General features: G+C 60.9%; 26 protein-coding genes. 13 read left to right on the forward strand and 13 right to left on the reverse strand.

Annotation, left to right across the window (positions count from 1 at the left end; genetic code table 11):
* Positions 1 to 25: 25 nt before the first annotated feature.
* Complete coding sequence (locus F550_RS0107215; protein WP_018147868.1) at positions 26 to 910, reverse strand: DUF4437 domain-containing protein; 885 nt, start codon at positions 908 to 910, stop codon at positions 26 to 28.
* Positions 911 to 1,032: 122 nt separating this feature from the next.
* Here F550_RS0107215 and F550_RS0107220 point away from each other — a divergent pair, with 122 nt between their 5' ends.
* Positions 1,033 to 1,368 (forward strand): winged helix-turn-helix transcriptional regulator, encoded by a 336-nt coding sequence (locus F550_RS0107220; protein ID WP_018147869.1) that lies wholly within the window; start codon positions 1,033 to 1,035, stop codon positions 1,366 to 1,368.
* 28 nt (positions 1,369 to 1,396) lie between these two features.
* Here the strand turns inward: F550_RS0107220 and F550_RS0107225 are convergent, their stop codons facing one another.
* From F550_RS0107225 to hppD, 5 genes are all read right to left on the reverse strand, one after another.
* Positions 1,397 to 3,613, reverse strand: a complete 2,217-nt coding sequence (locus tag F550_RS0107225; RefSeq protein WP_018147870.1) for a xanthine dehydrogenase family protein molybdopterin-binding subunit — start codon at positions 3,611 to 3,613, stop codon at positions 1,397 to 1,399.
* Positions 3,610 to 4,596, reverse strand: a complete 987-nt coding sequence (locus tag F550_RS0107230; protein WP_018147871.1) for an FAD binding domain-containing protein — start codon at positions 4,594 to 4,596, stop codon at positions 3,610 to 3,612. The genes F550_RS0107225 and F550_RS0107230 overlap by 4 nt, the downstream gene beginning before the upstream one ends.
* On the reverse strand, positions 4,593 to 5,102 hold the full coding sequence (locus tag F550_RS17165; RefSeq protein ID WP_018147872.1) for a 2Fe-2S iron-sulfur cluster-binding protein: 510 nt from the start codon (positions 5,100 to 5,102) through the stop codon (positions 4,593 to 4,595). The genes F550_RS0107230 and F550_RS17165 overlap by 4 nt, the downstream gene beginning before the upstream one ends.
* Before the next feature lie 125 nt (positions 5,103 to 5,227).
* Complete coding sequence (locus tag F550_RS0107240) at positions 5,228 to 5,785, reverse strand: VOC family protein (RefSeq protein WP_018147873.1); 558 nt, start codon at positions 5,783 to 5,785, stop codon at positions 5,228 to 5,230.
* Complete coding sequence (gene hppD / locus F550_RS0107245; RefSeq protein ID WP_018147874.1) at positions 5,785 to 6,894, reverse strand: 4-hydroxyphenylpyruvate dioxygenase; 1,110 nt, start codon at positions 6,892 to 6,894, stop codon at positions 5,785 to 5,787. The genes F550_RS0107240 and hppD overlap by 1 nt, the downstream gene beginning before the upstream one ends.
* A 94-nt stretch (positions 6,895 to 6,988) precedes the next feature.
* On the opposite strand from hppD, the gene F550_RS0107250 reads away from it, so the two are divergent.
* The 6 genes from F550_RS0107250 to F550_RS17175 all read left to right on the forward strand — a co-directional run bounded on the left by F550_RS0107250 (position 6,989) and on the right by F550_RS17175 (position 13,101).
* Positions 6,989 to 7,468, forward strand: coding sequence for a MarR family winged helix-turn-helix transcriptional regulator (locus F550_RS0107250; RefSeq protein ID WP_018147875.1), 480 nt, complete (start codon positions 6,989 to 6,991; stop codon positions 7,466 to 7,468).
* 67 nt (positions 7,469 to 7,535) lie between these two features.
* Positions 7,536 to 8,609 (forward strand): DUF3137 domain-containing protein, encoded by a 1,074-nt coding sequence (locus tag F550_RS0107255; RefSeq protein WP_018147876.1) that lies wholly within the window; start codon positions 7,536 to 7,538, stop codon positions 8,607 to 8,609.
* 196 nt (positions 8,610 to 8,805) lie between these two features.
* Positions 8,806 to 10,317 (forward strand): exopolysaccharide biosynthesis polyprenyl glycosylphosphotransferase, encoded by a 1,512-nt coding sequence (locus F550_RS0107260; protein ID WP_233349006.1) that lies wholly within the window; start codon positions 8,806 to 8,808, stop codon positions 10,315 to 10,317.
* An 11-nt stretch (positions 10,318 to 10,328) separates the two neighbouring features.
* Complete coding sequence (locus tag F550_RS17170; RefSeq protein WP_018147878.1) at positions 10,329 to 11,318, forward strand: glycosyltransferase family 2 protein; 990 nt, start codon at positions 10,329 to 10,331, stop codon at positions 11,316 to 11,318.
* Positions 11,315 to 12,100, forward strand: a complete 786-nt coding sequence (locus F550_RS0107270) for a polysaccharide deacetylase family protein (RefSeq protein ID WP_018147879.1) — start codon at positions 11,315 to 11,317, stop codon at positions 12,098 to 12,100. Before F550_RS17170 ends, F550_RS0107270 begins: the two co-directional genes overlap by 4 nt.
* Complete coding sequence (locus tag F550_RS17175) at positions 12,097 to 13,101, forward strand: glycosyltransferase family 2 protein (RefSeq protein ID WP_018147880.1); 1,005 nt, start codon at positions 12,097 to 12,099, stop codon at positions 13,099 to 13,101. The genes F550_RS0107270 and F550_RS17175 overlap by 4 nt, the downstream gene beginning before the upstream one ends.
* On the opposite strand, the gene F550_RS0107280 is transcribed toward F550_RS17175, so the two are convergent.
* The 3 genes from F550_RS0107280 to F550_RS18495 form a co-directional block, all read right to left on the reverse strand.
* A complete protein-coding gene (locus F550_RS0107280; RefSeq protein ID WP_018147881.1) occupies positions 13,030 to 14,397 on the reverse strand; it encodes an O-antigen ligase family protein in 1,368 nt (455 codons plus the stop codon). The two genes, F550_RS17175 and F550_RS0107280, sit on opposite strands and share 72 nt — an antisense overlap.
* Complete coding sequence (locus F550_RS0107285) at positions 14,366 to 15,067, reverse strand: P-loop NTPase family protein (RefSeq protein ID WP_018147882.1); 702 nt, start codon at positions 15,065 to 15,067, stop codon at positions 14,366 to 14,368. The genes F550_RS0107280 and F550_RS0107285 overlap by 32 nt, the downstream gene beginning before the upstream one ends.
* 83 nt (positions 15,068 to 15,150) lie before the next feature.
* The gene (locus tag F550_RS18495; protein WP_169332259.1) at positions 15,151 to 16,611 is read right to left on the reverse strand and encodes a GumC family protein; all 1,461 of its coding nucleotides are present in this window, start codon (positions 16,609 to 16,611) and stop codon (positions 15,151 to 15,153) included.
* Between the two features lie 198 nt (positions 16,612 to 16,809).
* On the opposite strand from F550_RS18495, the gene F550_RS0107295 reads away from it, so the two are divergent.
* A complete protein-coding gene (locus F550_RS0107295) occupies positions 16,810 to 17,502 on the forward strand; it encodes a polysaccharide biosynthesis/export family protein (RefSeq protein WP_026180633.1) in 693 nt (230 codons plus the stop codon).
* Between the two features lie 22 nt (positions 17,503 to 17,524).
* Here F550_RS0107295 and F550_RS0107300 read toward each other — a convergent pair whose 3' ends face one another.
* On the reverse strand, positions 17,525 to 17,800 hold the full coding sequence (locus tag F550_RS0107300) for an SEL1-like repeat protein (RefSeq protein WP_018147885.1): 276 nt from the start codon (positions 17,798 to 17,800) through the stop codon (positions 17,525 to 17,527).
* A gap of 319 nt (positions 17,801 to 18,119) precedes the next feature.
* Here F550_RS0107300 and F550_RS0107305 point away from each other — a divergent pair, with 319 nt between their 5' ends.
* The 5 genes from F550_RS0107305 (at position 18,120) to F550_RS0107325 (ending at position 22,534) form a co-directional block, all read left to right on the forward strand.
* Positions 18,120 to 19,073 (forward strand): isopenicillin N synthase family dioxygenase, encoded by a 954-nt coding sequence (locus F550_RS0107305; protein WP_018147886.1) that lies wholly within the window; start codon positions 18,120 to 18,122, stop codon positions 19,071 to 19,073.
* 69 nt (positions 19,074 to 19,142) lie between these two features.
* Positions 19,143 to 19,325 (forward strand): hypothetical protein, encoded by a 183-nt coding sequence (locus tag F550_RS0107310; RefSeq protein WP_018147887.1) that lies wholly within the window; start codon positions 19,143 to 19,145, stop codon positions 19,323 to 19,325.
* 46 nt (positions 19,326 to 19,371) lie between these two features.
* On the forward strand, positions 19,372 to 20,541 hold the full coding sequence (locus tag F550_RS17195; RefSeq protein WP_018147888.1) for an MFS transporter: 1,170 nt from the start codon (positions 19,372 to 19,374) through the stop codon (positions 20,539 to 20,541).
* A 64-nt stretch (positions 20,542 to 20,605) separates the two neighbouring features.
* The gene (locus F550_RS0107320) at positions 20,606 to 21,631 is read left to right on the forward strand and encodes an amidohydrolase family protein (protein WP_018147889.1); all 1,026 of its coding nucleotides are present in this window, start codon (positions 20,606 to 20,608) and stop codon (positions 21,629 to 21,631) included.
* 3 nt (positions 21,632 to 21,634) lie between these two features.
* Positions 21,635 to 22,534, forward strand: coding sequence for a crotonase/enoyl-CoA hydratase family protein (locus tag F550_RS0107325; RefSeq protein ID WP_018147890.1), 900 nt, complete (start codon positions 21,635 to 21,637; stop codon positions 22,532 to 22,534).
* 73 nt (positions 22,535 to 22,607) lie between these two features.
* Here F550_RS0107325 and F550_RS0107330 read toward each other — a convergent pair whose 3' ends face one another.
* Genes F550_RS0107330 through F550_RS17200 form a run of 3 tightly spaced genes read right to left on the reverse strand, consistent with a single transcriptional unit; the run spans position 22,608 to position 25,034 of the window.
* Positions 22,608 to 23,228 carry a GNAT family N-acetyltransferase gene (locus tag F550_RS0107330; RefSeq protein ID WP_018147891.1) on the reverse strand — a complete coding sequence of 207 codons (621 nt, stop codon included), beginning with the start codon at positions 23,226 to 23,228 and terminating at the stop codon, positions 22,608 to 22,610.
* A 10-nt stretch (positions 23,229 to 23,238) separates the two neighbouring features.
* A complete protein-coding gene (locus F550_RS0107335; RefSeq protein WP_018147892.1) occupies positions 23,239 to 24,102 on the reverse strand; it encodes a ribokinase in 864 nt (287 codons plus the stop codon).
* Positions 24,099 to 25,034: a nucleoside hydrolase gene (locus F550_RS17200; RefSeq protein WP_018147893.1), complete on the reverse strand. Its 936-nt coding sequence runs from the start codon at positions 25,032 to 25,034 to the stop codon at positions 24,099 to 24,101. The genes F550_RS0107335 and F550_RS17200 overlap by 4 nt, the downstream gene beginning before the upstream one ends.
* Positions 25,035 to 25,119: the final 85 nt, after the last annotated feature.

The raw sequence follows: 25,119 nt of genomic DNA on the forward strand, positions 1-25,119 counted from the left end.
AATTATTGGTGGTGATTTCGGAGAGCTATTGCTGCGCGACGTCAGCAAAGAGCGTGAAGCGGTCACTGGCGCGGACGTAGATGAGACAGGTGTCTTCAGCTGCGCAGGTGAGCGACTGGCTCGCTTGCCCAGTGATGCCGAAATAGCCGCCTGTCTGGAGCATCCGGTCGGCACCGGCGAGATCCAGATCGCCATCGATCAGCACCGCACGAAGCTGGCGCCCTTCATGGGTGAGCGTGCCGCTAAATCCGTCCTGGAGCCGGAGCATGTAGCCGCTGTCACTAGCCGCGCCTGGCTGCCCCCAGAGAAATGCGATCTCCGCGCTTGTCGCCGCGCCTTCCCGGACCGGTATCCAGCTGAGGCTGTCAGCGCCCAGCCAGACGAGATTGCTGGTCTCGATATTGATGGGCCGCTCACCATTATCGAACGCTTCTTCTTCAGGCTGGACCAGATACGGCCCCTCATCGATTTCGACATAGGCGATGTTGGTCGCGCCGGAGGCTGCGGTGATGTGGGCCTCGCCCGCAGGCTGCGTCCAGAATGAGCCCTTCGGCAGCCACATATCAGCGGCGCCGGGGTCGTCATTATGGATTTCGCCGCTGATCACGACGCCGCGATAGGTGACGTTATGTATGTGCGGCGGGGACGCGAAACCTTCATTGAAGCGAACCAGAAAGCCTGAAGCGCCCTCACCGGTCCGGTCTCCCCATAGGTTGCCAGCGCGGGGGCTGTCATCGCCGCGGGCGGGGTTTAGCGCGCCCCAGTCAATTTCGTCTGCATATACGATCTCTGCTGCATCGCCGTCGATGGGGTCCGCAAGAGCCATTGGCGCGGCCGCAGTGGCAAGGATCGCAGCGCCTATTCCTGAGGGGATTGCGCGAATGAAGGAGATGTCCCGTTTTCCAGTCATTGGTATCTTCCGTGTGGCTTCGTCTGGTTGACGCCGACCGATTTAGAGATACCCTCGACTTTAACAAGAACGCACTTTTTGGGCCTATACGCACATAAAGTATACTATGAGGTTGGACCCGCATGACGCGATTTACGGAATATGATTGCTCCGGCGGCTGCCCGGTGGAAGCCGCGCTTGAGCAGATTGGGGGCAAATGGAAAGGTGTGACCCTGTTCCACCTGCTCGATGGCGTGAAACGTTTCAATGAGCTGCAGCGCGATGTCGGCGGCGTAACGCAACGCATGCTGACCAAGCAGCTAAGAGAGCTTGAAGCTGCAGGCCTCATCCACCGCGAAGTCTATCCGGTGGTGCCGCCCAAGGTTGAATACAGCCTCACCGAAAAAGGTGAGAGCCTGCGGCCGATCCTGATGGCGCTGAAAGACTGGGGCGAGGAGCACGTTCTCGCCACAGCTTGAGCGCTGGTCAAAAGGATCGGCGCGGAGCTCAGGCTGGCTGCAGTTCCGGCAGGCCGTCCAGGATCTTGTCCAGGGTTGCCGGATACTCGCGAACCCGGACGCCGGTTGCATTGAAGATGGCGTTGGTAACCGCCGCGCCCGCGCCGCAAAGACCAAGCTCACCAAGGCCCTTGGCCTGTATGGGGCTGGCCCAATCGTCACGCTCTTCCAGCAGGACCACTTCCAGCTGCGGCACGTCGAGATTAACCGGCACGTGATACTCGGCAAGATCATTATTCACGACATGCCCATCGCGCGGGTCGAATTCCATCGCCTCGTGAAGGGCCATGCCGATGCCCCAGGTCATGCCGCCATAGCATTGCGACGTCGCTGTCTTATGGTTGAGGATACGCCCTGCTCCAAACACGCCGAGCATACGGCGTACGCGGGTTTCACCTGTCACGGCGTTGACGGCGACCTCGGCGAAGTATGAGCCATAGGTCGCTTGCTGCACCTTCTCCATCGTTTCGCCAGGCTCGATATGGCCTTCGCCTTCAATGGTTTCGCCGGCGAGCAGGTCTGTCAGGCTGACTTCCTTGCCGCCGCCAGACGCTTTTCCGTTGTTGAGCTGAAGCTCATCTTCCTCGCAACCAAGCCTGCGGGCAAGCTCGCCGCGAATGTCCTGACAGGCGAGGTAGACCGACGACCCGGAGGAAGACGCACCGAAAGAGCCACCGGAACCGGACGCCTTCGGGAAGTTGCTGTCGCCGAGGCGTGTATCAACCTGCTCTGGCGCGAGGCCGAGCATGTCGCAGCAGAGCTGGGTGAGAATTGCATAGGTGCCGGTGCCGATATCAGTCATGTCGGTTTCGACAATGGCAGTCCCGTCATCCTTCAGCTTCACGCGGGCTTTCGATTCCATCAGCATGTTGACGCGCGCAGCGGCGGCCATGCCCATGCCGATCAACCATTCGCCTTCGCGCTGTTTGCCAGGCTCTGGATTGCGCTTGTCCCAACCAAAGCGTTTGGCGCCTTCATCGAGGGCTTCGGCAAAGGGGCGTGAACTATAAGGCATGCCCTCTTCTGGATGGGTGTCGGGAATGTTGCGCTTTCGAAGCTCAACCGGGTCGATGCCGGATGTGTGAGCGAGTTCGTCCATCGCATTCTCGAGCACCTGCATCCCGATCGCCTCGCCGGGGGCGCGCACGGAGCCCGCGCACATACGGTTGAGGCGGGCAACCTCAATGCTGAGACGCCGGTTTTCGCCGCCATAGATAAAGTGCGTCGCCTGAATGACCGGCTCATGAAAGGACTCACCGGGCAGGTTTGAGACAAGGCATTCATGACCAAGGCCCGTCAGCTTGCCTGTCTCATCTGCGGCGAGGCGCAGGCGCTGTCGCGACTCCGACCGACGCATGACATTCTCGAAGACCTGCTGACGGGTGAGCGTCACACAGACGGGGCGGCCGATCTCTTTTGCCGCGATCGCCGCAGCGACGGCTTCGGGCGCGATCCCGAGCTTTGAGCCAAATCCGCCGCCGACGAAAGGCGACAGGATACGGACTTTTTCAGGTTCAATACCAAGGGAGTCGGCGAGTTCATTCACATTGTACTTCACCATCTGATAGCTGCCGTGAAGGGTGAGCTGATCGCCTTCCCAGCTGGCGATGGAGCAATGCGGCTCCATGGCAGCACTATTGTGATTGGGGGTGCGATAGGTCGCGTCAACACTGTAGACGGCGTCGGACATGGCCTTGTCGAGGTCGCCCTGGTCGAGCTGGTCGTCCTCTGGTTTCTCGGGCGCAAGATTGCTGGCTTCCGGGTCATAGACGCCGTCGCCAGAGGCTTCACAGACAAGTTCGAGGCGGTGAGCCCCGTCGCGCGCCTGCTCGAAAGTTTCTGCTACCACGAGCGCAATCGGTTGACCGAAATAGGAAATTTCGCTCGCGCCCTGTATCGGCGCTTCATCGGCGGTGCCTTGCGCCGGATTGCGCAGGAAACGTTCCTCACTGAAGACACCGAGAATGCCGGGCAGGTTTTCGACGGCAGATTTGTCGATGCGGGCCAGCTTGCCCTTTGAGATGGGCGCGCGAGCGAGGACACCGAAAACCTTGCCTTCAATTTCCCACTCATGTGCGTAGGTGGCCCTGCCTGACACTTTCAGCGGACCATCCGGGCGGTCCATTGGCGTGCCGGTCAGCCGGCTTGGCAGCTCATCGAGAAGCCTGCGCTTTGATGGCTCATCCATCTTGAGGTGGCGTGTCATGAGCGGTCTCCTGTGGCTTCGCGCAGCACAGCTTTCAGCGTGCGGCGGGCGAGCGGTATCTTGAAATCATTCTGGCCCTGGCCTTCAGCGTCAGCCAGAAGGATGTCAGCGGCCTTGTCGAACAAAGCGTCCGATGGGGTTTCGCCGGTGAGCAGATCGTCGATCTTGGGATCGTGCCACGGCTTGTGGGCGAGGCCGCCAAAGGCGAGCGCAGCGGTGCCGATCTTGCCGCCGTCCATCGAGACGACAGCTGCCACCGATACCAGCGCGAAGGCGTAAGACGCCCGGTCGCGGACCTTGCGATAGATGTGGCGGGCATTTGTCGGCGCTGGCAGGGTGACATGCGTAATGAGCTCGCCGGTCTCCAGGATACTGTCCTTGTCCGGCTGGTCACCGGGGAGCCGGTGGAAATCGCGGACAGGCACGGTTCGGGTGGCGCCGCCCTGCCCTTCAATCACGACCTGCGCGTCGAGGGCAGACATAGCGACAGCCATGTCGCCCGGATAAGTCGCGATACAGGCATCGCTGGCACCGAGAATTGCGTGGATGCGGTTCGCCCCGCCAATGGCCGAGCAGCCTGAGCCGGGCTTGCGCTTGTTGCAGGGCATGTCGGGGTCATAGAAATAATAGCACCGCGTGCGCTGGCAGAGATTGCCCCCGGTCGTGGCTTTGTTGCGGAGCTGGCCGCTGGCCCCTGCGAGGATCGCGCGGGAGAGGACTTCATGGTCCTTGCGGATGCGGGAGTCGGCGGCGCAGTCACTATTGGTCACGAGTGCGCCGATGCTCAGGCCGCCGTCGTCGGTTTCGGTGATGTCATCAAGGCCGATCCGGTTGATGTCGACGAGATGCTTCGGCGTCATCAGATCGAGCTTCATCAGATCGAGCAGGTTGGTGCCGCCGGCAATGAAGAGCGCGCCTTCCTGAGCGGCCGTCTTGACTGCGCCGCCGCGGTCTTCGGAGCGGTGATAATCGAACGGTCTCATGAGCGCTCCTCCGCGGCTTCGCGAATGGCATCGACAATGTTCGGATAAGCAGCGCACCGGCAGAGATTGCCGCTCATGCGCTCGGAGATTTCCTCGTCGGTGAGGGTCATCTGACCGTTTAGCTCTTCAGTGACGTTGCTCGGCCAGCCATCCTTTATCTCTTCGAGCATAGCGGTCGCCGAGCAGATCTGTCCGGGGGTGCAATAGCCGCACTGGAAGCCGTCATGCTTGACGAAAGCGGCCTGAAGCGGGGAGAGGTTGCCCGGCTCGCCAAGGCCTTCGACGGTGGTGATCTCATCGCCGTCATGCATGCAGGCGAGCGTCAGGCAGCTGTTTATGCGCCGTCCGTTGACCATAACCGTACAGGCCCCGCACTGGCCATGATCGCAGCCTTTCTTGGAGCCTGTCAGGCCGAGATGGTTTCGGAGAGCGTCGAGAAGCGTGGTGCGCGTGTCGGCCGAAAGCTTTCGCTCTTCGCCGTTGATGCGCAACGTCGTGTCTGTCATGTCGGATTGTCCTTGCGTGCCGTGAAAAGCAAACGCAGGACAGCCGATGCGGTTGCCCGCTCAAGGCCTAAAAACAAAAAACGCCGCCCGTGAGGGCGGCGTTTTGAAAGCTGGCCTTGTAATGTTCAGGCTGTTTCTTCAGCAATTTTCTCATGAAGCCAGGCCGCATGACGCGGGGCTTTCTTGGTCCGCGACCACTCATCCAGCATGTCATACGCGACCGATTTCAGCTCACTCATCTGCTCGGGCGTGCCGATGTCGCAGGCAAGTTCGAGGCGGTGGCCGTTCGGGTCGAAAAAGTAGATCGACTTGAAGATGCCGTGATGGGTCGGCCCGACGACGTCGAGGCCCATTTCCTCGGCACGCGTCTTGGCGTTCATCAGATCGTCCATCGTGGCGACCTTGAAGGCAATATGCTGGACCCATTCCGGCGTATTGCGGTCCCGGTCCATATCCGGCTTGGTCGGCAGCTCGAAAAAGGCGAGCACATTACCATTTCCGGCGTCGAGGAAGACGTGCATGTACGGGTCAGGTGCACCGGTGGAGGGTACCTTGTCCTCTGCAATGGCAAGCTGGAAGTCCATGCCGAGCAGCTTGTTGTAGAACTCAACCGTCTCTTTCGCATCCTTGCAGCGATAGGCGACGTGGTGAACGCCGCCGAGTTTTGGAGCAGCAGTAGCCATTATGCGTCTTCCTTCTCATCGACCTTCAGCGCGCCGCGCTTGATCTGGTCGCGTTCCATGCTTTCGAACAGGGCCTTGAAGTTACCTTCGCCGAAGCCTTGCTTGTAGTCACCCTTGCGCTGGATGAATTCGAAGAAGACAGGGCCGACCTGCGGTTCTGCGAAGATCTGGAACAGAAGCCGTGGCTCGCCGCCTTCGGTCGTGCCGTCGAGCAGGAGGCCGCGCGTCTTCAGCGCGTTCTCGTCTTCGCCATGGCCTGGCAGGCGCTCGCTCAGCATCTCGTAATAAGTGTCGGGCGGAGGCGTCATCATCGGTACGCCGCGCGCTTTCAGCTTGTCATAGGCGGCAACGAGGTCGTCGCAGATGAGGGCGATGTGCTGGATGCCTTCGCCATTGTACTCGCGAAGGAATTCCTCGATCTGACCCTTGCCACCTTCGGCTTCCTCATTGAGCGGAATACGGATCTTGCCATCGGGGGCGGTCAGCGCCTGCGAGGTGAGACCGGTATATTCGCCCTTGATGTCGAAATAGCGGATTTCCTGGAAGTTGAAGAGCTTCTCATAGAAGTCGGCCCAGTACTTCATCCGGCCTTTATAGACATTGTGGGTCAGGTGATCGATGAGCTTGAAGCCTGCGCCTTCGGGGTATTTTTCGACGCCCGGCAGGTATTCGAAATCGATGTCATAGATCGAGAGGCCGTCGTCTCCCTCGTCGGCGTAGCGGTCGATGAGATAGATGAGCGAGTGGCCGATACCGCGAATGGCCGGCAGCTTCAGTTCCATCGGGCCGGCGGGGACGTCGCAAGGTTCTGCATCATTGGCGATCAGATGATCATAGGCCGCCTTTGCGTCGCGGACACGGAAACCCATGCCACAGGCGCTCGGCCCGTGTTCCTTGGCGAAGTAATAGGCCGGCGAGCCTTTTTCGTAATTGGTGATCAGGTTGATGCCGCCCTGGCGCCAGAGCTCGACATCCTTGGAGCGGTGGCAGGCAACCTTGGTAAAGCCCATGACTTCGAAGACGGGCTCAAGCTGGCCCTTCTCGGGCGCAGAAAATTCGATGAATTCAAAGCCATCGAGGCCAGCCGGATTTTCAAACAGGTCTGCCATGTGCTTAACCTCCAAAAGTTGCGTTTGAATCGATAATAGTTTCATTTGCAACTAAATCAAGTTAACCCACGCTAATGCGGGATCCACACGTCTTATGACCAATGCCCCCGGCGATACGCTTCGCCTCGACACCTTCCTACCCTACCGGCTTTCGGTCCTGTCGAACGCGATCTCCCGCAAGATCGCAGACATGTATGAGCGCGAGTTCAATCTCTCGATCTGGCAATGGCGGATCCTTGCCGTGCTGGGCGAGAGCGATGGGCTCACCTCGACCGAGGTCGCCGCCCGCACCCTGATGGACAAGCCTGCCGTCAGCCGCGCCACAGGCAGCCTGATCGACCGGGGTCTCATCACACGAACCTCCGATAGCATTGACCGGCGCAAATCGGCGCTTGGCCTCTCTGAGGCAGGCCGGGACGTCTACAATGCCGTCATCCCCCGCGCCCGCGCCTATGAGAAAGAGCTTCTGGCCGCCCTTAGCCCGGAGGATGCAGAGGCCCTTCATACCTTGCTAACCCGTCTTGCGCAGATAGCATCTCCAGACAGGGATCTCTGGTCGCGTCGCGAGGACTGATCGAGACCTGGATACCGAGAATTGGAGCGCCGGGGATTGGGGCGCTGGACATTTTAAGGGGACATAAATGGCCAAATCCATGACGCTTGAGGATCAGTTCGCTCGCCTGCAGCCTGTGAGGCCGGAGCATGACGCCGCGCGCCGCATCTGGACCGACAGACTGGCGCCAGAACTCTCCTCGATGGAGACGGCGCGAAAATCGGCGCTGAACCGTGCATTCATGTACACGATTGCAACTGTCGCTTTTATCGCGGCCCTCACCTTCTCGGCGATCATTGCGGTGGGCTTCGAGACCATTTTTCCATTCGGCATTTTTGCAGCTGTGCTGGCCGCCTTCGTCGCGAGCGCCGCGGTCTGGATGCCTGTCTTCACGATGAAGTCGCAGACCAAGCAGCTCGTCGTTGGCGCGGCTTGCGAGCCGTTTGGCTTCAAGTATCACACACTTCACCCGGACATGGATGGCGTCAGCGGGATGCGCAGCCTTGGAAGCTGGCTGAAGGTCAATCGCTCCGGCGTCTTTTCGAACAACAACGAGCCGCCCACCCCGGCCTTTGACCGGTTGAAATCCGTTGGCCTGATGCCGTCCTATGACAGCCGGAAGTTTGAGGATCTGATCGAAGGGCAGCGCGCCTCTGCCGCCTTTACCCTGGTCGAGTGCAAGCTCACCGAGCAGCAGGGTTCAGGCAAGAACCGGCGGACGGTCACGAAATTCCAGGGCCTCTTGCTCAACATCGAATACCCTGACCGTTTCCTGGGCCGCACGCTTATCGCACGCGATGGCTGGTGGAGCTGGGGCCGCAAGAATGGCATGCAGAAGGTCGATCTCGTCTCGAAGGAACTGGAAGACGCCTTCACCGTCTACTCGACCGACCAGGTCGAGGCGCGCAGCTTGTTGACGCCTGACCGGATGGAGCGGCTGATCGCGCTGGAGCGCCACTTTAAAGGCGCCAAACTGCGCGGCGTCTTCGAAGACGGCCATTTGACGATTGCCCTCGAAGCCAAAGATCAGTTCGAGGCGGGATCAATTTTCAAGCCCCTGATGGACCCGGATCGCTTCATCGAAACCCTGAACGAGATCGGCCTTGTCTGCGACCTCATCGACGGTTTCCTGACGCGCGAGTGGTACAAGGACAAGATCTGACGCTCTGCAGCTCAGTGCAGGCTCGAATCTTGCACCGCCACGCTCTCTCTATCGCGCGAAACTTTACTGGAATCAGAACCATTTCGCCGATTTGCGTGAAATTTCATGCATCTTGCGAAGCCAATATTGATCCTGTTCTGGCACATGTGACGCCAAGTTGTACGAGACCGAGGCGATGGCCGAAGGATTTTCCAGTTTGGCCAAACCGGCCAATAGCAATACGCCGCCCGAAGCAGCCCATCTTGTTTCCACGGCTATCAACTCGCCCGCCGATCTGTCGGCCGGGGCGCAGCGCATCCATCACAGAAACCATCCGATCAACCGGGGCCTCCTGCGCGCAACGCTGAAATCGATCGATATTGCCGCTGCCATTCTCGTTGCCTGGTTCACGCTATCACTGACCGGAAACAGCGTCCTGCACTCTTCCGTTAGCCTTGTCCTGCCGTTTGCGCTCATCCCTGCGGCAGTACGATGGGGCCTCAAGGCCAGCGAGTCCTATGCGCTGTCCTATGCCCGGCCCGTCACCGAACACATGATCCGCTCATGCATTGGTGCAGGTTACGGCCTTGCCGCGCTCTGCGCCCTGACGGCGATTTTCTATGACAGCACGCAGACGCGTTGGGTGATGGGCGCGTCCTATCTCACATTCTGCGTGATTATCGCGGTCCACGCCCACTTTATCGTGCTGTTCAAAGTCTTCACCCGCAACGGCGTTCTGTCTGAGAATGTCGTGCTCGTCGGGGCGACGCCGAACGCCCAGCGGCTGCTCAGCCGCAATGGTGAAACCCGCGAACTAAACGTTGTCGGGGTCTTTGACGACCGGCTCTCGCGTGCCCCGAAGACGATGGAGGGTGTACCTGTTCTGGGACGCCTTGATGATCTGATGAACTGGGAACGCCTGCCGGAAATCGACCGGATCGTGGTAACAGTGACATCGGATGCGCGTCACCGCGTGCGTGAGCTGATCGACCGTCTACGCGTCCTGCCGCAGCGTGTCGTCCTTTTGCTCGACCTTGAAGGTTTCGACCCGGAGACCGAAAGCCTGGCGGAAATTGCACGCTCACCTGCCGCCTATGTATCTGGCGCACCTGACGACACGCGCCGCGCGACAATGAAGCGGGCCTCCGACATTTTGTTTGCCAGCCTCATGCTGGTCGCTTTCAGCCCGGTCCTCCTTCTCACGGCGCTCGCTGTAAAACTCGACAGTCCGGGGCCGATCCTCTTTCGCCAGCGCCGGCAGGGCTTCAACAATCAGGTGATCCGTGTCTGGAAGTTCCGCTCCATGCGCCATGATCCGGTTGCCGCTGAACGCATGTCCCGCCAGACTGAAAGCGATGATGAGCGCGTGACGCGCGTCGGCAAATTCATCCGCGCCTGCTCACTGGATGAGCTGCCACAGCTGATCAATGTGCTGCGCGGCGAAATGTCGATCGTTGGCCCGCGCCCGCACGCGCTCGGCATGACCGCCGAGAATGATGAGGTCCAGGCCATCGTCGGCGACTATGCGCACCGTCACCGTGTCAAACCTGGCATTACCGGCTGGGCGCAAGTGAACGGATCGCGCGGGCCAGTCCATACACGCGAAGAAGTGCGCGACCGCATCCGGCTCGATATGGAATATGTGAACCGCGCGTCTTTCTGGTTCGATCTGTTCATCATGCTGATCACTGCCCCCTGCCTGCTCGGCGATTTCAACCGTCAGCGTTAGGGACAGATATCATGTCCAACATCGCTGCCTCTTCTCTACAGCCCATCAGCGGTTCGGCGTCTGGCGACCGGGACACTGGCGAGACGGTCTGGACCAATGGCAAGCCAGCCGCAGGCCAGATCGCCGTCTGCGTGCCTTTCTACCGCGATGATCCGGCCCATCTGGCCAAGGCGCTATCGGGCATGACGGGCGCGGAGACGACGTCGCTTATCTTCTATGATGATGGCAGCGGCGACGACGCCATCACGGTCGGCCTGAAAGAAGCGCTTTCGAGGCATCCCGGCGCAGCATGCCTTGTCACCGCCACGGTCAATTGCGGACGCGCCCATGCACGCAACCGACTGGCGGGCCTTGCCGCGCAGGACTGGATCCTCTTCCTCGATGCCGACATGCAACCTGACGATGGCGCGTTCATCGACCGCTACATAAGCGCGATAGAGGCTTCGGGCGGTCCCGCCGTCATTTCTGGCGGCTTCAGCCTTCTCCACACGCGCCCAAGCCCTGAGACCCGCCTTCATGCCGCCCAATCGCGCCGCTCTGAATGCCTCGATGCCGAGACCCGCAACAAGGCGCCGGGCCTCTACCTCTTTACGTCGAACATTCTTGTGCACCGCACCGTACTGGAGACCGTCCCGTTCGATGATGGGTATGAAGGATGGGGCTGGGAAGATGTCGACTGGGGCCTCAGCGTCGTCGCGTCCTATCCATTGCGCCACATCGACAATCCGGCGACGCATCTCGGTCTAGATGAGACCGGCGCGCTGCTCGACAAATTTGGCGGCTCTGGCCGAAACTTTGCCCGGCTCGCCCGCCGCCACCCGGACGCCATCAGCCAGATGCCACTCTACAGAATGGCCAAGCTTTTCAGCCGGTTTCCGGCCCGCAGTTTTCTCCAGCGTCTCGCGCGCGGCGGGGCTGCTTTCAGGCCTTTCCCGGTTGGTCTGCGGCTTGCATGCTTGAAGACATACCGGGCGCTCGCATATTCGAAGGACATATCATGACCGCAGCAGCGCTATCTGCCTATCAGCCTTCCGACTCGCTACTGGCGAAGTTCCGCCGCCGTGCGGCCCGCTGGCATACCGCGCGCCCGCTTGATGCCGCGCCGAAGCGTACGCGCATCTGTTTTACATTTGACGATTTTCCTAAGTCTGCCGCCGACACAGGCGCCGAAATCCTCGACGAGGTCGGTGCCAAGGGCTGCTATTATGCCTGCACTGGCATGGCGGGCACTGAGAACCACCTTGGCAAGCTGTTCGATGAGCGCGACCTGAAAGCGCTGACGGCGGCCGGCCACGAGATCGGCGCGCATACACAGACCCATCTCGATTGCAGTCAGGCGCCCGCCTCCATTGTTCTGTCCGATATCGACGCGAACCTCCGCAACCTCGTGGCAATGGGACATGATGCCATCGTTCGCCAGTTTGCCTGGCCCTATGGTGAGACGCGCCGCGACCTGAAGCCGAGACTGGCGACGCGCTTTGACGCGGTGCGCGGCATTCATGCCGGCGTGAACCGCGAGCGCGCAGACCTGATGCAGCTGACAGCGCTTGAGCTCGACGCAAACGAGAGCAGTGTTGAGCGCGCTGCCGCCGCCATTGAAAACGCGGCGGGTGAGCCTGCGTGGATTTTCGTTTTCACCCATGATGTTCGTGACAATCACAGCAAGTGGGGCACGACTCCTGCGCATTTCCGCCGTCTGGTCCGGCTTGCGCGCGATACGGGCGCGGTGCTGGAAACGCCATCGGCTGCGCTGGACGCAATCATGGTAAAAGAGCGTGCATGACGCACGAACCCCTCACCATTGTCATACCGACCTATAACAGACCGGACGGGCTTTATCGCGCCGTCGAGAGCCTGTTCTGGCAGAGCGCGGCGGCATCTGGCTTTCGGGTCATGGTCGTCGACAATTCGGCTGACGCCTCTGCCCGCCTGACATTCGACACCCTCAAAGACCGCGCGCCGCAGAAGCTCGAGCTGAGCTATTTGCATGTGCCAGAGGCCGGCGTCGCAAATGCGCGCAATTCCGCTGTCGCTGAGCTGAAGACGCCTTTGATTGCCTTCATAGACGATGACCAGTCAGCGCCGCCCAGCTGGATCGAAGAGCTCCTGAAAGCCTACGAGACATTCAGGGCCGCCGTCACCTTCGGCCCGGTTGAGACGGTGCTGCCGGATACCGTAGTCAAGCATCGCGCCTATTATGAGGGTTTCTTTGCCAGAGAGCCTAACCTTCCCGCCGGCTATATCGACAAACCGTTTGGATGCGGCAACTGCCTGATCGACGCGCGACAAGTGCCAAAGAACAGAATGTGGTTCGATGTTCGGATGAATGAGGTTGGCGGGGAAGATGACCTTCTGTTCGGACGTATCCGGGCCGCAAAGGGCAAATTCGCCTGGGCGCCCAAAGCAAGCGTGCAAGAGCACCCCCTGCCCCAGCGGATCAAGCTGACCTATACGCTGCGCCGTGCCTTTGCGTATGGTCAGGGGCCGTGCACGCTCGCGCGAAAGTCGGAGCCTTCGCGCTATGACAAGCTGCTGATGTGGGTCCTGTGGGGCGGTGCCAAGTTTGGCCTGCACGCATCGATCTGGGCAGCACTCCGCATCATCGGACACAGCAACCGAGCATTTGAGGCCGACAAGGCAATTCGCGGGCTTGGAAAGGTGCTGTTCTGGAAAAAACTTCGATTTTACGGGACATCCACCGTGACGCAGCTTTCAGAGCCGGTGTTGCTGAACTCTAACAAGCCCGGGCCTGCGGAAGAGACCCGTCTGCGCGCCTCCGGGTGACGGCTGCTGGCGCTCCGGCGCTGTGTATTGCGGCTCCGGCTCGCGCGCGCCTTGCAGGCTAAGCGCCGTCTTTGCCGCGACGGCCACATAGGTCACCCAGACAATCGCATTCTGCTGAAGCGCAATACTCTCCGACAGGCTGAAAAGCAGGAACTGCCCGGCAACGCCAAGCGCGAAAATACCAAGCCAGCTATCGATCGAGAGCCAGGCGGCCCGCAGGACGAGAAGCGCGAAATTCAGGACGAGCAGCCCAAGTCCGGTCAGGCCGACCCCGAGGGCGGTCTCCAGCCAGCCATTGTGCGCTGTCGGCACTAGCCACTCTGTTGCGGCACGCACACGGTAGGCAGGCATGGACTCCAGTTGCCAGAACGCACCGTATCCATACCCCAGCAATGGACGGTCCGCGATCGCGTCGATCAGAACGCTCCAGATATCGGTCCGGCCGGTCAGGGTCGCATCGCGCCCGAGAAGGTTGAAAATGAGGGCCGGGTTGATCGCCATGATCGCGGCAAATCCGGCGACAAGCACGATCCCTATCCAGAGTGATGAGATGGTCGTGGCTGCCCCGCGCCGGCTGACCCAACCGGCAAAGAGGACGCCGAAGCCGAAAAGAAGGCCTAACAAAGCAGTCTTTGAGGTCGAGAAAACGACCAGAACGCAGCAGAGAAAAACGGCTGTGCCCCATACCGGACGCCATGGCTTGTCGAGGACAAACAGGAACGCACAGATAAATGCCGCGCGGGCCATATGGCCGCCCATGGCGTTCTTTTCCCACCATAGCCCGCGCCAGGCGCCCGGATGCACCTCGGTCATGATGGCGAAGCCGGGCGAGACAAGAATAGACCCGAGCGAGACGAGCGCCATGAAGAGCCAGACCGCCCCCAGCAAGCGAAGGAGCGTGCGCCAGTCATAGCGCGCGGCGAGGAACAGGCCCGCAAGGCTGGTTGCGACAACGGCAATAGACCTGCGCTCAGTGAGCGCTGGATCGAGGGACCAGAGAAAGGAGGACGCAGTGATGGCAAGCAGTCCGATCAAAAACGGCAACCTGATCGTCGCTGCGAAAAGTGGCCGGATCTTCCAAAGGCACCCAGCGATCACCAGGCCGTAAACCGGGAGCCAGAGCATGCGGAGGAATGCGCTGCTTTCGGTATCGTATTCGTCTGCGAAGAGACGTGGCAGCAGACCCTCTGTGAAGAGGACAAGGCAGATGAAGGCGAGGCAAAGCTCAACCGCGAGGAAGACCCCCGCGCCAAGCGATCGCTGATTATCCGGCGAGCCGGTCTGCGAAGTGTGCATCGGACCCGATCCTGTTCATCACGACGCCGGCAACCTTGCCGCCATGCGCTTCGATCTCATCGCGCAGACCCATGACCTCATCGGCGCCGGTGGAATCAGCTTCAAGGACGAGAAAGATGCCATCCATCTGGGAGGCCATGGCAAGACCTGCTGGCGAGCGTGAGAGGGATGGCGCATCTACAACAACGGTGCTGGCAACCCGCCGCACCTGCTTCCACCATTCCGGACGCGTGCGAAGCTGAACACGCTGGCCTTTCTGAAGGGCTTCATTCCTGAAGCGTGTGACGAGAAGGCGGCTATTTTGAATCTGATGGACGGCGAGCAGCTTGCGCGCCCTGGCCGCCTCTTCCGGGCCGGTCAGGGCTGGCGTCACCGAATAGAATGGAAGTGTACGGAGCGATCCGTCAAAGGCGCGCCCAGGTTTGCCGACCTTCCTGGCGAACCCCTTCTGGAAACCCTTATAGACTGTGTTCTGGCGAAGCCCGAGATCAACCAGCCATGTTGGCTGAGACGACCGTTTCGCAAAAAGCAGAGCGACGGAAGCAGCCACGCTGCTCGTCCCCTCACCTTCGCGGGCCGCGATGAACATGATGCAGCGGGCACCACTCTCAGGGGTCAGCCGTGAGGCCGCCCTGCCGACTGGCTCCATTCTGTCGCGCAAATCTTTCATCAAGCCCGTTTCCTTTACAGGTTCGGGCCTAGCATGCGGTTGGTTAACGATTTTCTTAACACGCCGGCTTCGTTTGCTTACCTTCAGGCAGCCTTCAGCGAGCCGACCACTTTCAGGCCGGTCGTGCGTTCAACCGAGCGCGCAGTTGCAAAGCCGCGCCGGGTGAAGGCCCGCAGAAGCCCGGCCATGAGCGCCGTGAACCCTGCAAACAGGAGAGCGAGTGCCGCGACGGGCATGCGCAGGCTCTTGCCCTTGATGGGCACCCTGGCTGGCTCAAGCACGCGGACACTGTCTGCCGTCTGACCTGAAATCTCCGAGAGCGCCCGTTCTTCAACTTCGCGTACCGAGAAATTCTCTACATTGCGCTCCAACAGGGCTTTGCGGCGTTGCAGCTCCTGCCATTCCGGCGCCAGATCATTGAGCCGTCGTAAACGGGCGTCGATGCCGGCAAGCTGGCGATCGAGCTCTGCTTCCTGAAGGGCCAGAGATTGTTTCTCGGCCTGCAGGGTAGAGGCTGACTGCTCAACCGTCTGGTAGACAGGGTTGGGGCCGCGGCGTGTGGTGCCTGCGAGGCCATCGCGTGAAGACAGATAGTTCTGGACCTGCGCAATACGCCGGTCGATCGCCTGCACTCGCTGGGAGTCTTCAGTATAGCGCGACAGGAGGTCCTCACGCTCGATCCGCAGCTCCATCAGGGATTGGGCCGAGTTGTCCTCGACATAGAGGTCCTGCTGAGGTTCAAGCCGCGCCAGTTGCTGATTGTAGATATCAAGCTGGCCATCCACAGCGCTGGCGCGCGACTGTGTCGTTAGCAGTTCGCCAGACACGGTTGCAAAGAGTTGCTGGGCGGTTGCGCGCTCGCTCTCGAAATCGCCGATGCCATTTGCGCGCAGGAAATCGCGGATGTCTTCCTCCACGGCGAGGAGCTGCTGCTCGAACTTAACGCGCTGCTCCTGCAGGCTGGCAGAGCCATTGGTCGAGAAGACCTCATTCCGGTAGTCGAGATAGGTATTGATCCAGGAATTGAGCAGGGCGGCCGAGAGGGTCGCATCCTTGTGCTCCAGAGAAGTGCTGATCACCGGCGTTTTTGGCGCTGTGCCAGCACCGAATGCCTTGCGCAGGACAGCAACGCCTTTCTGGAAGGTTGCCTCTTCAATTCCGGCATGCGCCGAAGGCGGAGAGCTCGCAATCTTCTCGTCGCGTGCCTCTACAAGTTTCGGATAAACGCGCGCCAGATCGAAGCCTGCAAGCACACGCTCGGCGACAATGGGACTGCGCAGGACTTCAAGTTCGGCCTGGATAAGCAATTCTTCTTCCGGGGCGACGCCTTGGGTCTCAACGCCGACCCGTGGGCGGTAGACGTTCTCGTCGCCAATCCGCACAAAGAGACGCGACTGGGCCTCATACTTCTTGGGCATCTGGAAGGCGACAAGGAGACCGATCAGGAAGATGGGGATGAAGACCGCAATCATCAGCCACTTGGCGCGCCACAGCTGGAGGATGAGTTCGGCCGGACCCATCCGAGGGCGCGATCGTACTGGCATGGACTGCGTTTGCGTCCCGCGCCTTGATCCCCAGTCGGCTGAATTCGGCATTTAGCGGTCTTTCCTGATCGTCAAACGAACGCGTTCAACTTTGTCTTCAGGCACGCGGCTTGATAATTCCTTAAACATTAACACTCAGCTTCAAGGTCTCAATATTCCGGAAAGAGATCGTCAGCCCATCCCATGCGAAACCTTCTCATGACTTCCGCCCTCATTCTTGGCGCCTGCCAGAACGTGACCCCCGTCTCGTCCGAGTATTTCCCGGTCGCTCAGTGGCGTCATGAGGATGGACAGGACCAGCCATATCTGCTGGCGCCGGGCGATACGGTCGCTGTGGTCTTTCACACCGTGCCGGAGCTGAACCGCGATCTGCGAATCGCGCCGGATGGCTCCATCACCCTGCCCTATGTTGGCGCGGTGCAGGCGTCAGCGCGAACGCCAGATGAGGTCCAGTCCGAGCTTGTCCGGGCCTATGCAGGCGAATTGCGAAATCCGCAGGTCGACGTCATTCCGGTCGCGTTCGACAGCCAGAAAATTTTCGTGGGGGGCGAAGTACAGACGCCAGGCATGATGGACTTGCCGGGCCAGATCGATCCGCTTCAGGCGGTCATCATGGCGGGCGGCTTTACTGACCGGGCTCAGCCAAGGCAGGTCGCGCTCATGCGGCGCATGCCGGGCGGCGAACTTATGACCGCCGTGATCGACATCAATTCAGGTCTCAATGATCCGAGGCTGGCCGACTTCACACCGCTTCGCCGGTTTGACGTCATCTATGTGCCACGCTCTGCGATCGCCGAGGAGAACCTGTTCATGGAGCAGTGGTTCCGCTCCTCCCTGCCGATCGACTTTTCACTCTACTATGATCTTTCAGGCGATATTCGCGGGCGATAGGCCCGGCTCCCGCCTCGCAAGATCAGTTCATCAGGCTCAGCCAGTCGCGGGCAGATTTCAGCGCTTGCTTGATCTCGTCGCTGGAAAGCAGGTCAGCCATTTGCTGGCGATATTCCTTGGCTTCTTCGGAGCCTTTGAGCACGGCCAGATTGAACCATTTGTGCGCGGCTACCATGTCGGCATCGACACCGACACCCGTGCAGTAGGCGAGGCCCACCTTGCACAGCTCGTCGGCTGTTGCAGCTTCGGTGATACCTGTTTCTGGGGCGACATCCATCGCCATTTCTGAATACGGCATTGTCTTCTTCCTTTAACCCAATGCCCGTCGGTTTGCGGCTGTCTTTGTGTCCGCTTGGCCGATGGGCGTTTGTCCATCCGTCACGTCTTGTGACAGGGATGAGGTTGCGCTCAGGAATTTGCCACATGGTTAACAGGAAAGGCCGCCAAGCCCGTCTGTGTTAACCACGGGGCCTGCGCCGTTAACCAAAGCCTGATTTTGCTCGTTTTGGCCTCGCACTGTGATCCGACTGCCGCGGCGGCTTTGCGAGAGAGGCCGCCTCCGCTAATGCCCGTCACGACAAAAACCCGCATTCCGTTTGGCAGCTTAAAAGGCTAGGATGTCCGATATGAGCAATCTGTTCGAACCAATCCCGTACGGCCTCTGGAAAGAGGATAAGCAGGCCTTCGCCCGCCAGCTTGGCAATTCCTTCCGCGAGACCGGCTTTGCCGTCATCACCGGCCACCCTGTCGACCAGTCTGTTATCGACAAGGCGAATGAGGCGGCAAAGTCATTCTTTGCCCTCCCGGCAGCGGCCAAGGAAAAGTATCATGACGCCGCTGGCGGACGGCAGCGCGGCTATACGCCGTTTGCCACCGAAAACGCCAAAGGCCAGAAAGCCGCCGACCTGAAGGAATTCTGGCATACGGGCCGCAAGCTGCCGGAAGTCTCGAAATACCGCGAGACGATGAAGGACACCCCCGCTGTCGATGAGGTGCCAGACTTCGATGCAGCGACCTATGCCTTCTATGAGGAGATGGACGCTTTCGGCCGCGACCTCCTGCGCGCCATCGCCCTTCACCTTGAGCTTCCCGAAGACTGGTTCGAGGACAAGGTGGAAAGCGGCAACTCGATCCTCCGCCTGCTTCATTATCCGCCGCAGGAAAACCCGCCGCCAAAAGGGACCGTGCGCGCCGGTGCGCATGAAGACATCAATGTCATCACGCTTCTGCTTGGCGCCGAAGAGGCCGGGCTGGAAGTCCAACACAGCTCCGGTGAATGGCTGGGCGTCAACCCGCCGCGCGACGCGCTCGTCATCAATTGCGGCGACATGCTGCAGCGCCTGACAGGCGGCGTCCTGCCATCGACCACGCACCGCGTCGTCAATCCGGGGCCAGAGCGCGCGAAGTTTCCGCGCTATTCGACGCCCTTCTTCCTGCACTTCAATCAGGATTTCCTGATCGAGCAGCTGCCGCAAAGCCTCGCAGAAGGCGGCAAGGCGCAGCCTCCTATCACGGCGCAGGATTATCTGATGGAACGCTTGCGCGAAATCGGACTTGTAAAGGCCGAGTGAGCGCTGTCATCCGGCTGGCATGCTCGGTTCTGTGCCCTGAGAACTTTAACCTCCGATGAGGTCGGCACAATGCAGGTGGCCATCGATATGGTCCGCGAAGCGGCGCGCTCTGCGGGGCCGGCCGTCACCTATGATGCCCTGTCGGCCAGCGAGACACACGCGACCGTGTTTCAGCGCGCTGTCCTGAATGTCTTTCGTCGGTTCTGCCTGCAGGCCACCTGGCTTTCACACGCCATCCCGACCAGGTTTTAAGCGAAGTTATTGAGCCGCAACGGCACGCTGTCTATTTGATACGGGGATGACCTGGACAAAGCAGATCGCGCTGGCTGGCTTTGCCGCAACTGCGGTTGCCTTTGGCCCCGCGCGTATCGGATTTGGCCTCTTCCTGCCTCAGTTCCGCAACGCCTTCGACCTGTCGACGACGCTTGCCGGCATCATTGCCAGTACCGGGTTTATCTCTTTCTTTCTGGCCCTGCCGCTTACGGCGATGCTGGTGCGGCGCGCCGGACCCAGACTGCCAGTGCTTCTGGGGGCTGTCTCGGCAGCGCTTGGTTTTGTGGCTATCGCGACCGCAAGTGGCCCCCTCCAGCTGCTCACCGGTGTCCTGTTCGCAAGCGCCAGCGCGGGCCTCTGCTGGGCGCCTTTCAATGATGCAGCAGAGCGGTTCGTCGCCGCCCGGTCTCGGCCCGGCATACTGGCTGTCATTGCATCGGGCACCAGTATTGGAATTGTCCTTGCCGCAGGTCTCTCGCTCGGCGTTGCATTCAATCTCGTCACCTGGCGGGCGGCGTGGTTTGCGTTTGCCATTGGCGCAGGCGTGACGGCGCTCGGCGTCCTCATCGAGATGCCACGGTCTGAGACCGAGGTTCGGCGAGGCAAGCTGCCGCGCTTGCCGAACTTTGCCACGCATGGGGCCGCGCCGCTTTATATTGCGGCCTTCGTCTTTGGCGCGACCAATGCGGTCTATTTTTCATTCTCCGCCGATCATGTCGTCAATTCCGGTGGTCTTGCGGGGCTGCCAGCAAACGCTTCGGCGGCAATGATCTTCTTCGCCTATGGCGTCTGCGGGCTGCTCGGCGTCATGACCGGCGCGGCAGAAGCAAGGGCCGGCATAGGCTGGCTGCTGAGGAGTGTCTTCGCGGCGGCGGGCCTCTCTCACATTCTGATCGCCCTAGCGCCGCAATCCTGGCCGGCGGTGCTGGCGTCTGCCGGCATACAGGGCGCCGTGCTGATGGCCGTCAGCGCGCTCATATCAATGTGGAGCCTGCGCCTTTTTCCCGGGCAGGCTACGACAGGGTTTGTGGCAGCGCTGATGGCGCTGGCCCTGGGCAGCATAGCCGGGCCTGCGGCCGCCGGGCTGGTGGCCGACGCGTCTGGGCCGATGCTCATGTTCATGCTGGCGAGCCTGCCCCTCTTCATTATCACGCTCTGGCCGGGCAGATGGGTTTCCCGAGAAGCTTGCAATTGAGCGTCATAGCCCTTGAAGTGCGCCGAGAGCCCGCCAAGAGGCTGACGCATTCAGGGAGAAGCGCATGTTCGATAATGATGAATGGCTGAACCAGCACCGTGAGGATGTGGTCGATCCGGACCGCGAGATCGTCGACCCACACCATCACCTCTGGCCAAGGTCTCATCCGGTCATCGTGTATGACCTCGAAGACCTCTGGCGTGACACAGTGGATGGCCACAAGGTGACCCAGACCATCTTCATGGAATGCGGATCATCCTATCGCACCGAGGGGCCAGAGCATCTGAAACCAGTTGGCGAAAGCGAGTTCATCGCAGAGGCCGCCCGCAAATCTGCTGCCGACCCAGCCAAGGCGACAATCGCTGCGCTGGTCGCGCACACGGACCTTCGCCTGCCGCTGGAAACGCTCGACGAAGTGCTGGACGCACATATCGAGGCAGCGGACGGCCTGTTCAGGGGCATCCGCCATTCAGGCCCCTATGACCCGGCTGGCGCCAGTTTCCGTATCCCGCCACGCGCACCCGCAGGCCTCTACCGCGACGCTGATTTCCAGCGCGGCGTTGCGCATCTTGGCAGCCGGGGGTTCACCTATGACACCTGGAATTATCACCACCAGATCCTCGATTTCCGCGATCTTGCCGCCGCCGTCCCGGACACGACCATGATCCTCGACCATTTCGGCACGCCGCTTGGCGTTGGCCCTTATGAGGGCAAGCGGGAAGAGGGTTTCGAGAAATGGAAAGACGACATCGCTGCCGTTGCCGCGCAGAAGAATGTCTTCGCAAAGCTTGGCGGGCTCGCTATGCCGGACAATGGCTTTGGCTGGCATGACCGCGAAATGCCGCCGTCTTCGGATGAGTTCGTCGCAGCGCAGGCCAAATACTATCATCACGCCATCGCCTGTTTCGGCGCCGAGCGCTGCATGCTCGAAAGCAACTTCCCGGTTGACCGGCTATCGATCTCATTCCGCACGCTCTGGAACGGGCTGAAGAAGATCACCGCCGACTATTCCGAATACGAGAAGACGGCCCTCTTCAGTGGCACGGCCCGCAAAGTCTACAGCGTCGACCCACCGGCGGCAGGAGCTTGAGCCATGTTCGATGAGATCATCTATGAGGTCGAGAACGGCCGCGCGCGCATCACGCTCAACCGGCCAGACAAGCTGAACGCGCTGACGCTGAAGATGCAGGCAGAGATGTCCGAAGCGCTCTGGCAGGCCGATAATGACCGCGCCGTGCATTGCGTCATCATCAAAGGCGCAGGTCGCGGCTTTTCAGCGGGATACGATCTTGCCGGGTCCGACAGCGTACCTGTGTCTCGCCTCGACGCCGAGACCAGCAACAAGCGCGGCGGCCGGTCGGTCGATGACGATATCTGGCAGCTGGAACGCGCCCAGCGCTATCGCATGGCGATCTTTGACATGCACAAGCCCGTCATCGCGCAGGTCCACGGCCCTTGCGTCGCGGGCGGGACCGACATCGCGCTTCTCTGCGACATGGTCATCATCGCCGATGACGCGATGGTCTCCTTCCCGGCAGGGCGAAACCTCGGCGCGCTGCCGAACCAGATGTGGCTTTACAATGTCGGTCCACAATGGACCAAACGGCTGATGCTGACCGGGGACTCTATCACCGGCACTGAAGCGGCCCAACTCGGCTTTGCCATGAAGTCAGTGCCCGCCGACAAGCTTGAAACAGAGGTCGAGGGACTGGCCGACCGGATGGCACATATCGACGCCGATATCCTTGCGGCAAACAAGCGGGCGGTGAACCTCGGCATGGAGCTGATGGGGGCCCGCACGATGCAGCGGCTGGCGGCCGAGAATGATGTGCGCGGCCATCAGGCGGCGTCGGCCCATGCATTCGTAAAACGTGTTGGAGAAGCAGGTCTGCGCGATGCCCTTCGTGAACGCGATGCACCATTTGGCGATGGCCGGGCGCGTGTGAACGGGCCAGAGACAAGGGACACCGACGGCAATCTGATTGAGGACTGAGAACCTCCGGCGAGCACCTAACAGGCCGCATGGTGAGCGAAGTCGAACCACGCAGCCGCGCGGTGCCAAGCAACTATCTGCCCGCCATCCGCGCCATCCAGTCTTCGCGCATGACTTCCCAGACCTGCGATGCTCGCGTGCTACCGTCAGGGCGGCGGCTTTCCATATCGCCGCGATAGACAAACCCCGTCCGCTCGAACAGTTTCTGTATGCGGACATTATCAGGCGCAGTCGTGTTGCAGATGAGGTCGAGGTCCAGCGCCTCGAACATCCATGTAAACGTCGCCGCCATTCCGGCCCCGCCCTGTCCTTTGCTCTGCAGGTCCGGTCGCATTCCGCCGGCAAGCTCACCTGCGGCCCATTGCGGCCAGACGCGAAGTTCCGAGAAGCCTGATAGCTGGCCCGCCTCATCGAAGTTGAGCGACAAAAGCCCTTCTCCGCGCAGACGCGCGGCCTCCACTTGCTCAATATAGGCAAGGACCGAGGCCTCGGTAAGCGGGCGCGGCAGGCTGTAGATCCAGCGATTGACCTCTGGAAAAGCGAAGAGTTCTTTCAGCTTCGCGGCATCATTCGGTTCGGCAAGGCGGCTCGTCGCTGCTGTGCTCGGAAGCGCGGTCGTGCCCCTGACAGCGCTACGGATCGCGTCTTCGCGGAGGGGACCGGCCGCAGTGCGTGTCCAGGGAAGCGTGCCCATACCCCGATACTCAGTCCTGGGCTTTCAGAAAGGCGTCGACCTCATCGCGCCATGGCAGACTTGGCTGCGCGCCCGGCTTTGTCACAGCCAGCGCTGAGGCGGCCGAGGCGAAACGCAGCGCGTCGCCTTCCTCCAGGCCCTCGCACAAGGCCAGCACCAGCGCTGCGCAGAACGTGTCGCCTGCGCCGGTCGTGTCGATCACTGGTACGGTGAAGGCCGGAGCGCGCGCGATTTCCTTGCCCGCGCGATAAAGCACCGCGCCCTGCCCGCCGAGCGTCAGCGCGACCATGCCCGGGCCGCGATGGATGCCGTCGCCGTAAAACTCCGCTTCGCCTTCATTCACAATGAGCAAGTCTGCAGTTTCCAGAAGGCTGACCGGCACCGGTCCGGCTGGCGCCAGATTGACGGCAAAGAGCCCGCACGGGGTGCGTGAGGCGGCCATGACGCAGGCCGCCGGAACCTCCAGCTGGCAGAGGATTGCATCCGGCCGGCCCGGCACTTTCACATCGCCCGGTGACAGGTCTCCGTTCGCGCCGCTGGCGACGACAATCTGGTTTTCGCCTGCTGCATCGACCGCGATGAGCGCGACGCCGGTCTGCTGGTCCGGGTCGCTGACAATGCCGGAGAGGTCTATGCCGTCCTCTTTGAGTAGCGCGAGCGCCGCGTCGCGATTGGGCCCCTCACCCGTGCGCGCAATCATGGCCACGTCTGCGCCAAGGCGGCGGGCGGCAAGCGCCTGGTTCGCACCTTTTCCGCCGGGATGCTGGGTAAAGCTTGCACCCGTCACGGTTTCTCCGGGCGCTGGCAGCTTCTCGGCAGACGCGACCAGGTCGAGGTTGACCGACCCTACTACCGTGATGGATGGCGCGCTCATATTGGATACCGCCCAAGTTGACCGATCAGTTCAGAGAAGACGCTCTCGGCATCGACTTTTATGTACCATTCGACATGACCATCTTCGCGAAACTCGGGTATCGTCTTGCCGAACCGGTCCCCGGTCTCGGTCACGACAGAGACGCGCGCCTTGCGCCCTTCAAAAAGATCGGGACGGAGCAAAGCCAGCACAGTCGAGGGATCGTGCAGCGGGGCGTGACGGGCCTTTGCCGACTCTTCAAGCCGGTTGGACGCCGCCAGCAAATCAGCGGCAATGATGGCTTGGCGCGAGCCAAGCGCACGCACCCGGTCGACCATCTCATCGCTGGTGAGCAGCTGATGGGTCACATCAAGGCTCAGCACACGCATCGGAATGCCGGACTGAAAAACCGCCTGCGCGGCATGCGGATCGGCGAACACATTGAACTCTGCATGCGGGGTAATGTTGCCGCCTTCGGTGTCGGCCCCGCCCATTACAACGATCTCTGACAAGCCGCGCGCAATGTCCGGCGCCATGCTGAGCGCCAGCGCGATATTTGTCATCGGCCCCGTCACGACGAGTGTCGCCGGAAAGCCCTTCGTGGCGCGGAGCGTCTGTATCAGGAAGTTCACACCATGCTGGCGCGAGGCACGGCCCGTAGGCAGTGGCAGGTCGAGACCGCCCAGCCCCGTCGTGCCGTGGAAGTCTTCAGCGGTGACCGGGTCGCGCACAAGCGGGCGCGGCGCGCCGGCGCGTACGGGCAGGTCAGCGCTGACGCCAGCGACATCCCGGATGATGCGTGCATTCCGAAAGGTAAGCTCACCGCGGACATTGCCCGCAACCGTTGTAATCCCGAGCAGGTTCAGGCGATCGGTTGCCGCAAAGGCAACCAGCAAGGCGACGGCATCATCGAGCCCCGGGTCGCAGTCTATTATGATCTGGCGTTTCCTCATGCCCCCTATTTGCGACTGTTCTGATCGTCCGGACAAGGCCTAGCCATCACTTTCAGATGGGCTAAGTGTGACGGGCAAGAGATAC

Origin of the sequence: Henriciella marina DSM 19595 (assembly GCF_000376805.1) — a bacterium.
Classification (GTDB): Bacteria; Pseudomonadota; Alphaproteobacteria; order Caulobacterales; family Hyphomonadaceae; genus Henriciella; species Henriciella marina.

Coding starts and splice junctions, on each gene's coding strand:
- F550_RS0107215 (WP_018147868.1), bottom strand. CDS start 910: ATGACTGGAAAACGGGACATCTCCTTCATTCGCGCAATCCCCTCAGGA.
- F550_RS0107220 (WP_018147869.1), top strand. CDS start 1,033: ATGACGCGATTTACGGAATATGATTGCTCCGGCGGCTGCCCGGTGGAA.
- F550_RS0107225 (WP_018147870.1), bottom strand. CDS start 3,613: ATGACACGCCACCTCAAGATGGATGAGCCATCAAAGCGCAGGCTTCTC.
- F550_RS0107230 (WP_018147871.1), bottom strand. CDS start 4,596: ATGAGACCGTTCGATTATCACCGCTCCGAAGACCGCGGCGGCGCAGTC.
- F550_RS17165 (WP_018147872.1), bottom strand. CDS start 5,102: ATGACAGACACGACGTTGCGCATCAACGGCGAAGAGCGAAAGCTTTCG.
- F550_RS0107240 (WP_018147873.1), bottom strand. CDS start 5,785: ATGGCTACTGCTGCTCCAAAACTCGGCGGCGTTCACCACGTCGCCTAT.
- hppD (WP_018147874.1), bottom strand. CDS start 6,894: ATGGCAGACCTGTTTGAAAATCCGGCTGGCCTCGATGGCTTTGAATTC.
- F550_RS0107250 (WP_018147875.1), top strand. CDS start 6,989: ATGACCAATGCCCCCGGCGATACGCTTCGCCTCGACACCTTCCTACCC.
- F550_RS0107255 (WP_018147876.1), top strand. CDS start 7,536: ATGGCCAAATCCATGACGCTTGAGGATCAGTTCGCTCGCCTGCAGCCT.
- F550_RS17170 (WP_018147878.1), top strand. CDS start 10,329: ATGTCCAACATCGCTGCCTCTTCTCTACAGCCCATCAGCGGTTCGGCG.
- F550_RS0107270 (WP_018147879.1), top strand. CDS start 11,315: ATGACCGCAGCAGCGCTATCTGCCTATCAGCCTTCCGACTCGCTACTG.
- F550_RS17175 (WP_018147880.1), top strand. CDS start 12,097: ATGACGCACGAACCCCTCACCATTGTCATACCGACCTATAACAGACCG.
- F550_RS0107280 (WP_018147881.1), bottom strand. CDS start 14,397: ATGCACACTTCGCAGACCGGCTCGCCGGATAATCAGCGATCGCTTGGC.
- F550_RS0107285 (WP_018147882.1), bottom strand. CDS start 15,067: ATGAAAGATTTGCGCGACAGAATGGAGCCAGTCGGCAGGGCGGCCTCA.
- F550_RS18495 (WP_169332259.1), bottom strand. CDS start 16,611: ATGCCAGTACGATCGCGCCCTCGGATGGGTCCGGCCGAACTCATCCTC.
- F550_RS0107295 (WP_026180633.1), top strand. CDS start 16,810: ATGACTTCCGCCCTCATTCTTGGCGCCTGCCAGAACGTGACCCCCGTC.
- F550_RS0107300 (WP_018147885.1), bottom strand. CDS start 17,800: ATGCCGTATTCAGAAATGGCGATGGATGTCGCCCCAGAAACAGGTATC.
- F550_RS0107305 (WP_018147886.1), top strand. CDS start 18,120: ATGTCCGATATGAGCAATCTGTTCGAACCAATCCCGTACGGCCTCTGG.
- F550_RS0107310 (WP_018147887.1), top strand. CDS start 19,143: ATGCAGGTGGCCATCGATATGGTCCGCGAAGCGGCGCGCTCTGCGGGG.
- F550_RS17195 (WP_018147888.1), top strand. CDS start 19,372: ATGACCTGGACAAAGCAGATCGCGCTGGCTGGCTTTGCCGCAACTGCG.
- F550_RS0107320 (WP_018147889.1), top strand. CDS start 20,606: ATGTTCGATAATGATGAATGGCTGAACCAGCACCGTGAGGATGTGGTC.
- F550_RS0107325 (WP_018147890.1), top strand. CDS start 21,635: ATGTTCGATGAGATCATCTATGAGGTCGAGAACGGCCGCGCGCGCATC.
- F550_RS0107330 (WP_018147891.1), bottom strand. CDS start 23,228: ATGGGCACGCTTCCCTGGACACGCACTGCGGCCGGTCCCCTCCGCGAA.
- F550_RS0107335 (WP_018147892.1), bottom strand. CDS start 24,102: ATGAGCGCGCCATCCATCACGGTAGTAGGGTCGGTCAACCTCGACCTG.
- F550_RS17200 (WP_018147893.1), bottom strand. CDS start 25,034: ATGAGGAAACGCCAGATCATAATAGACTGCGACCCGGGGCTCGATGAT.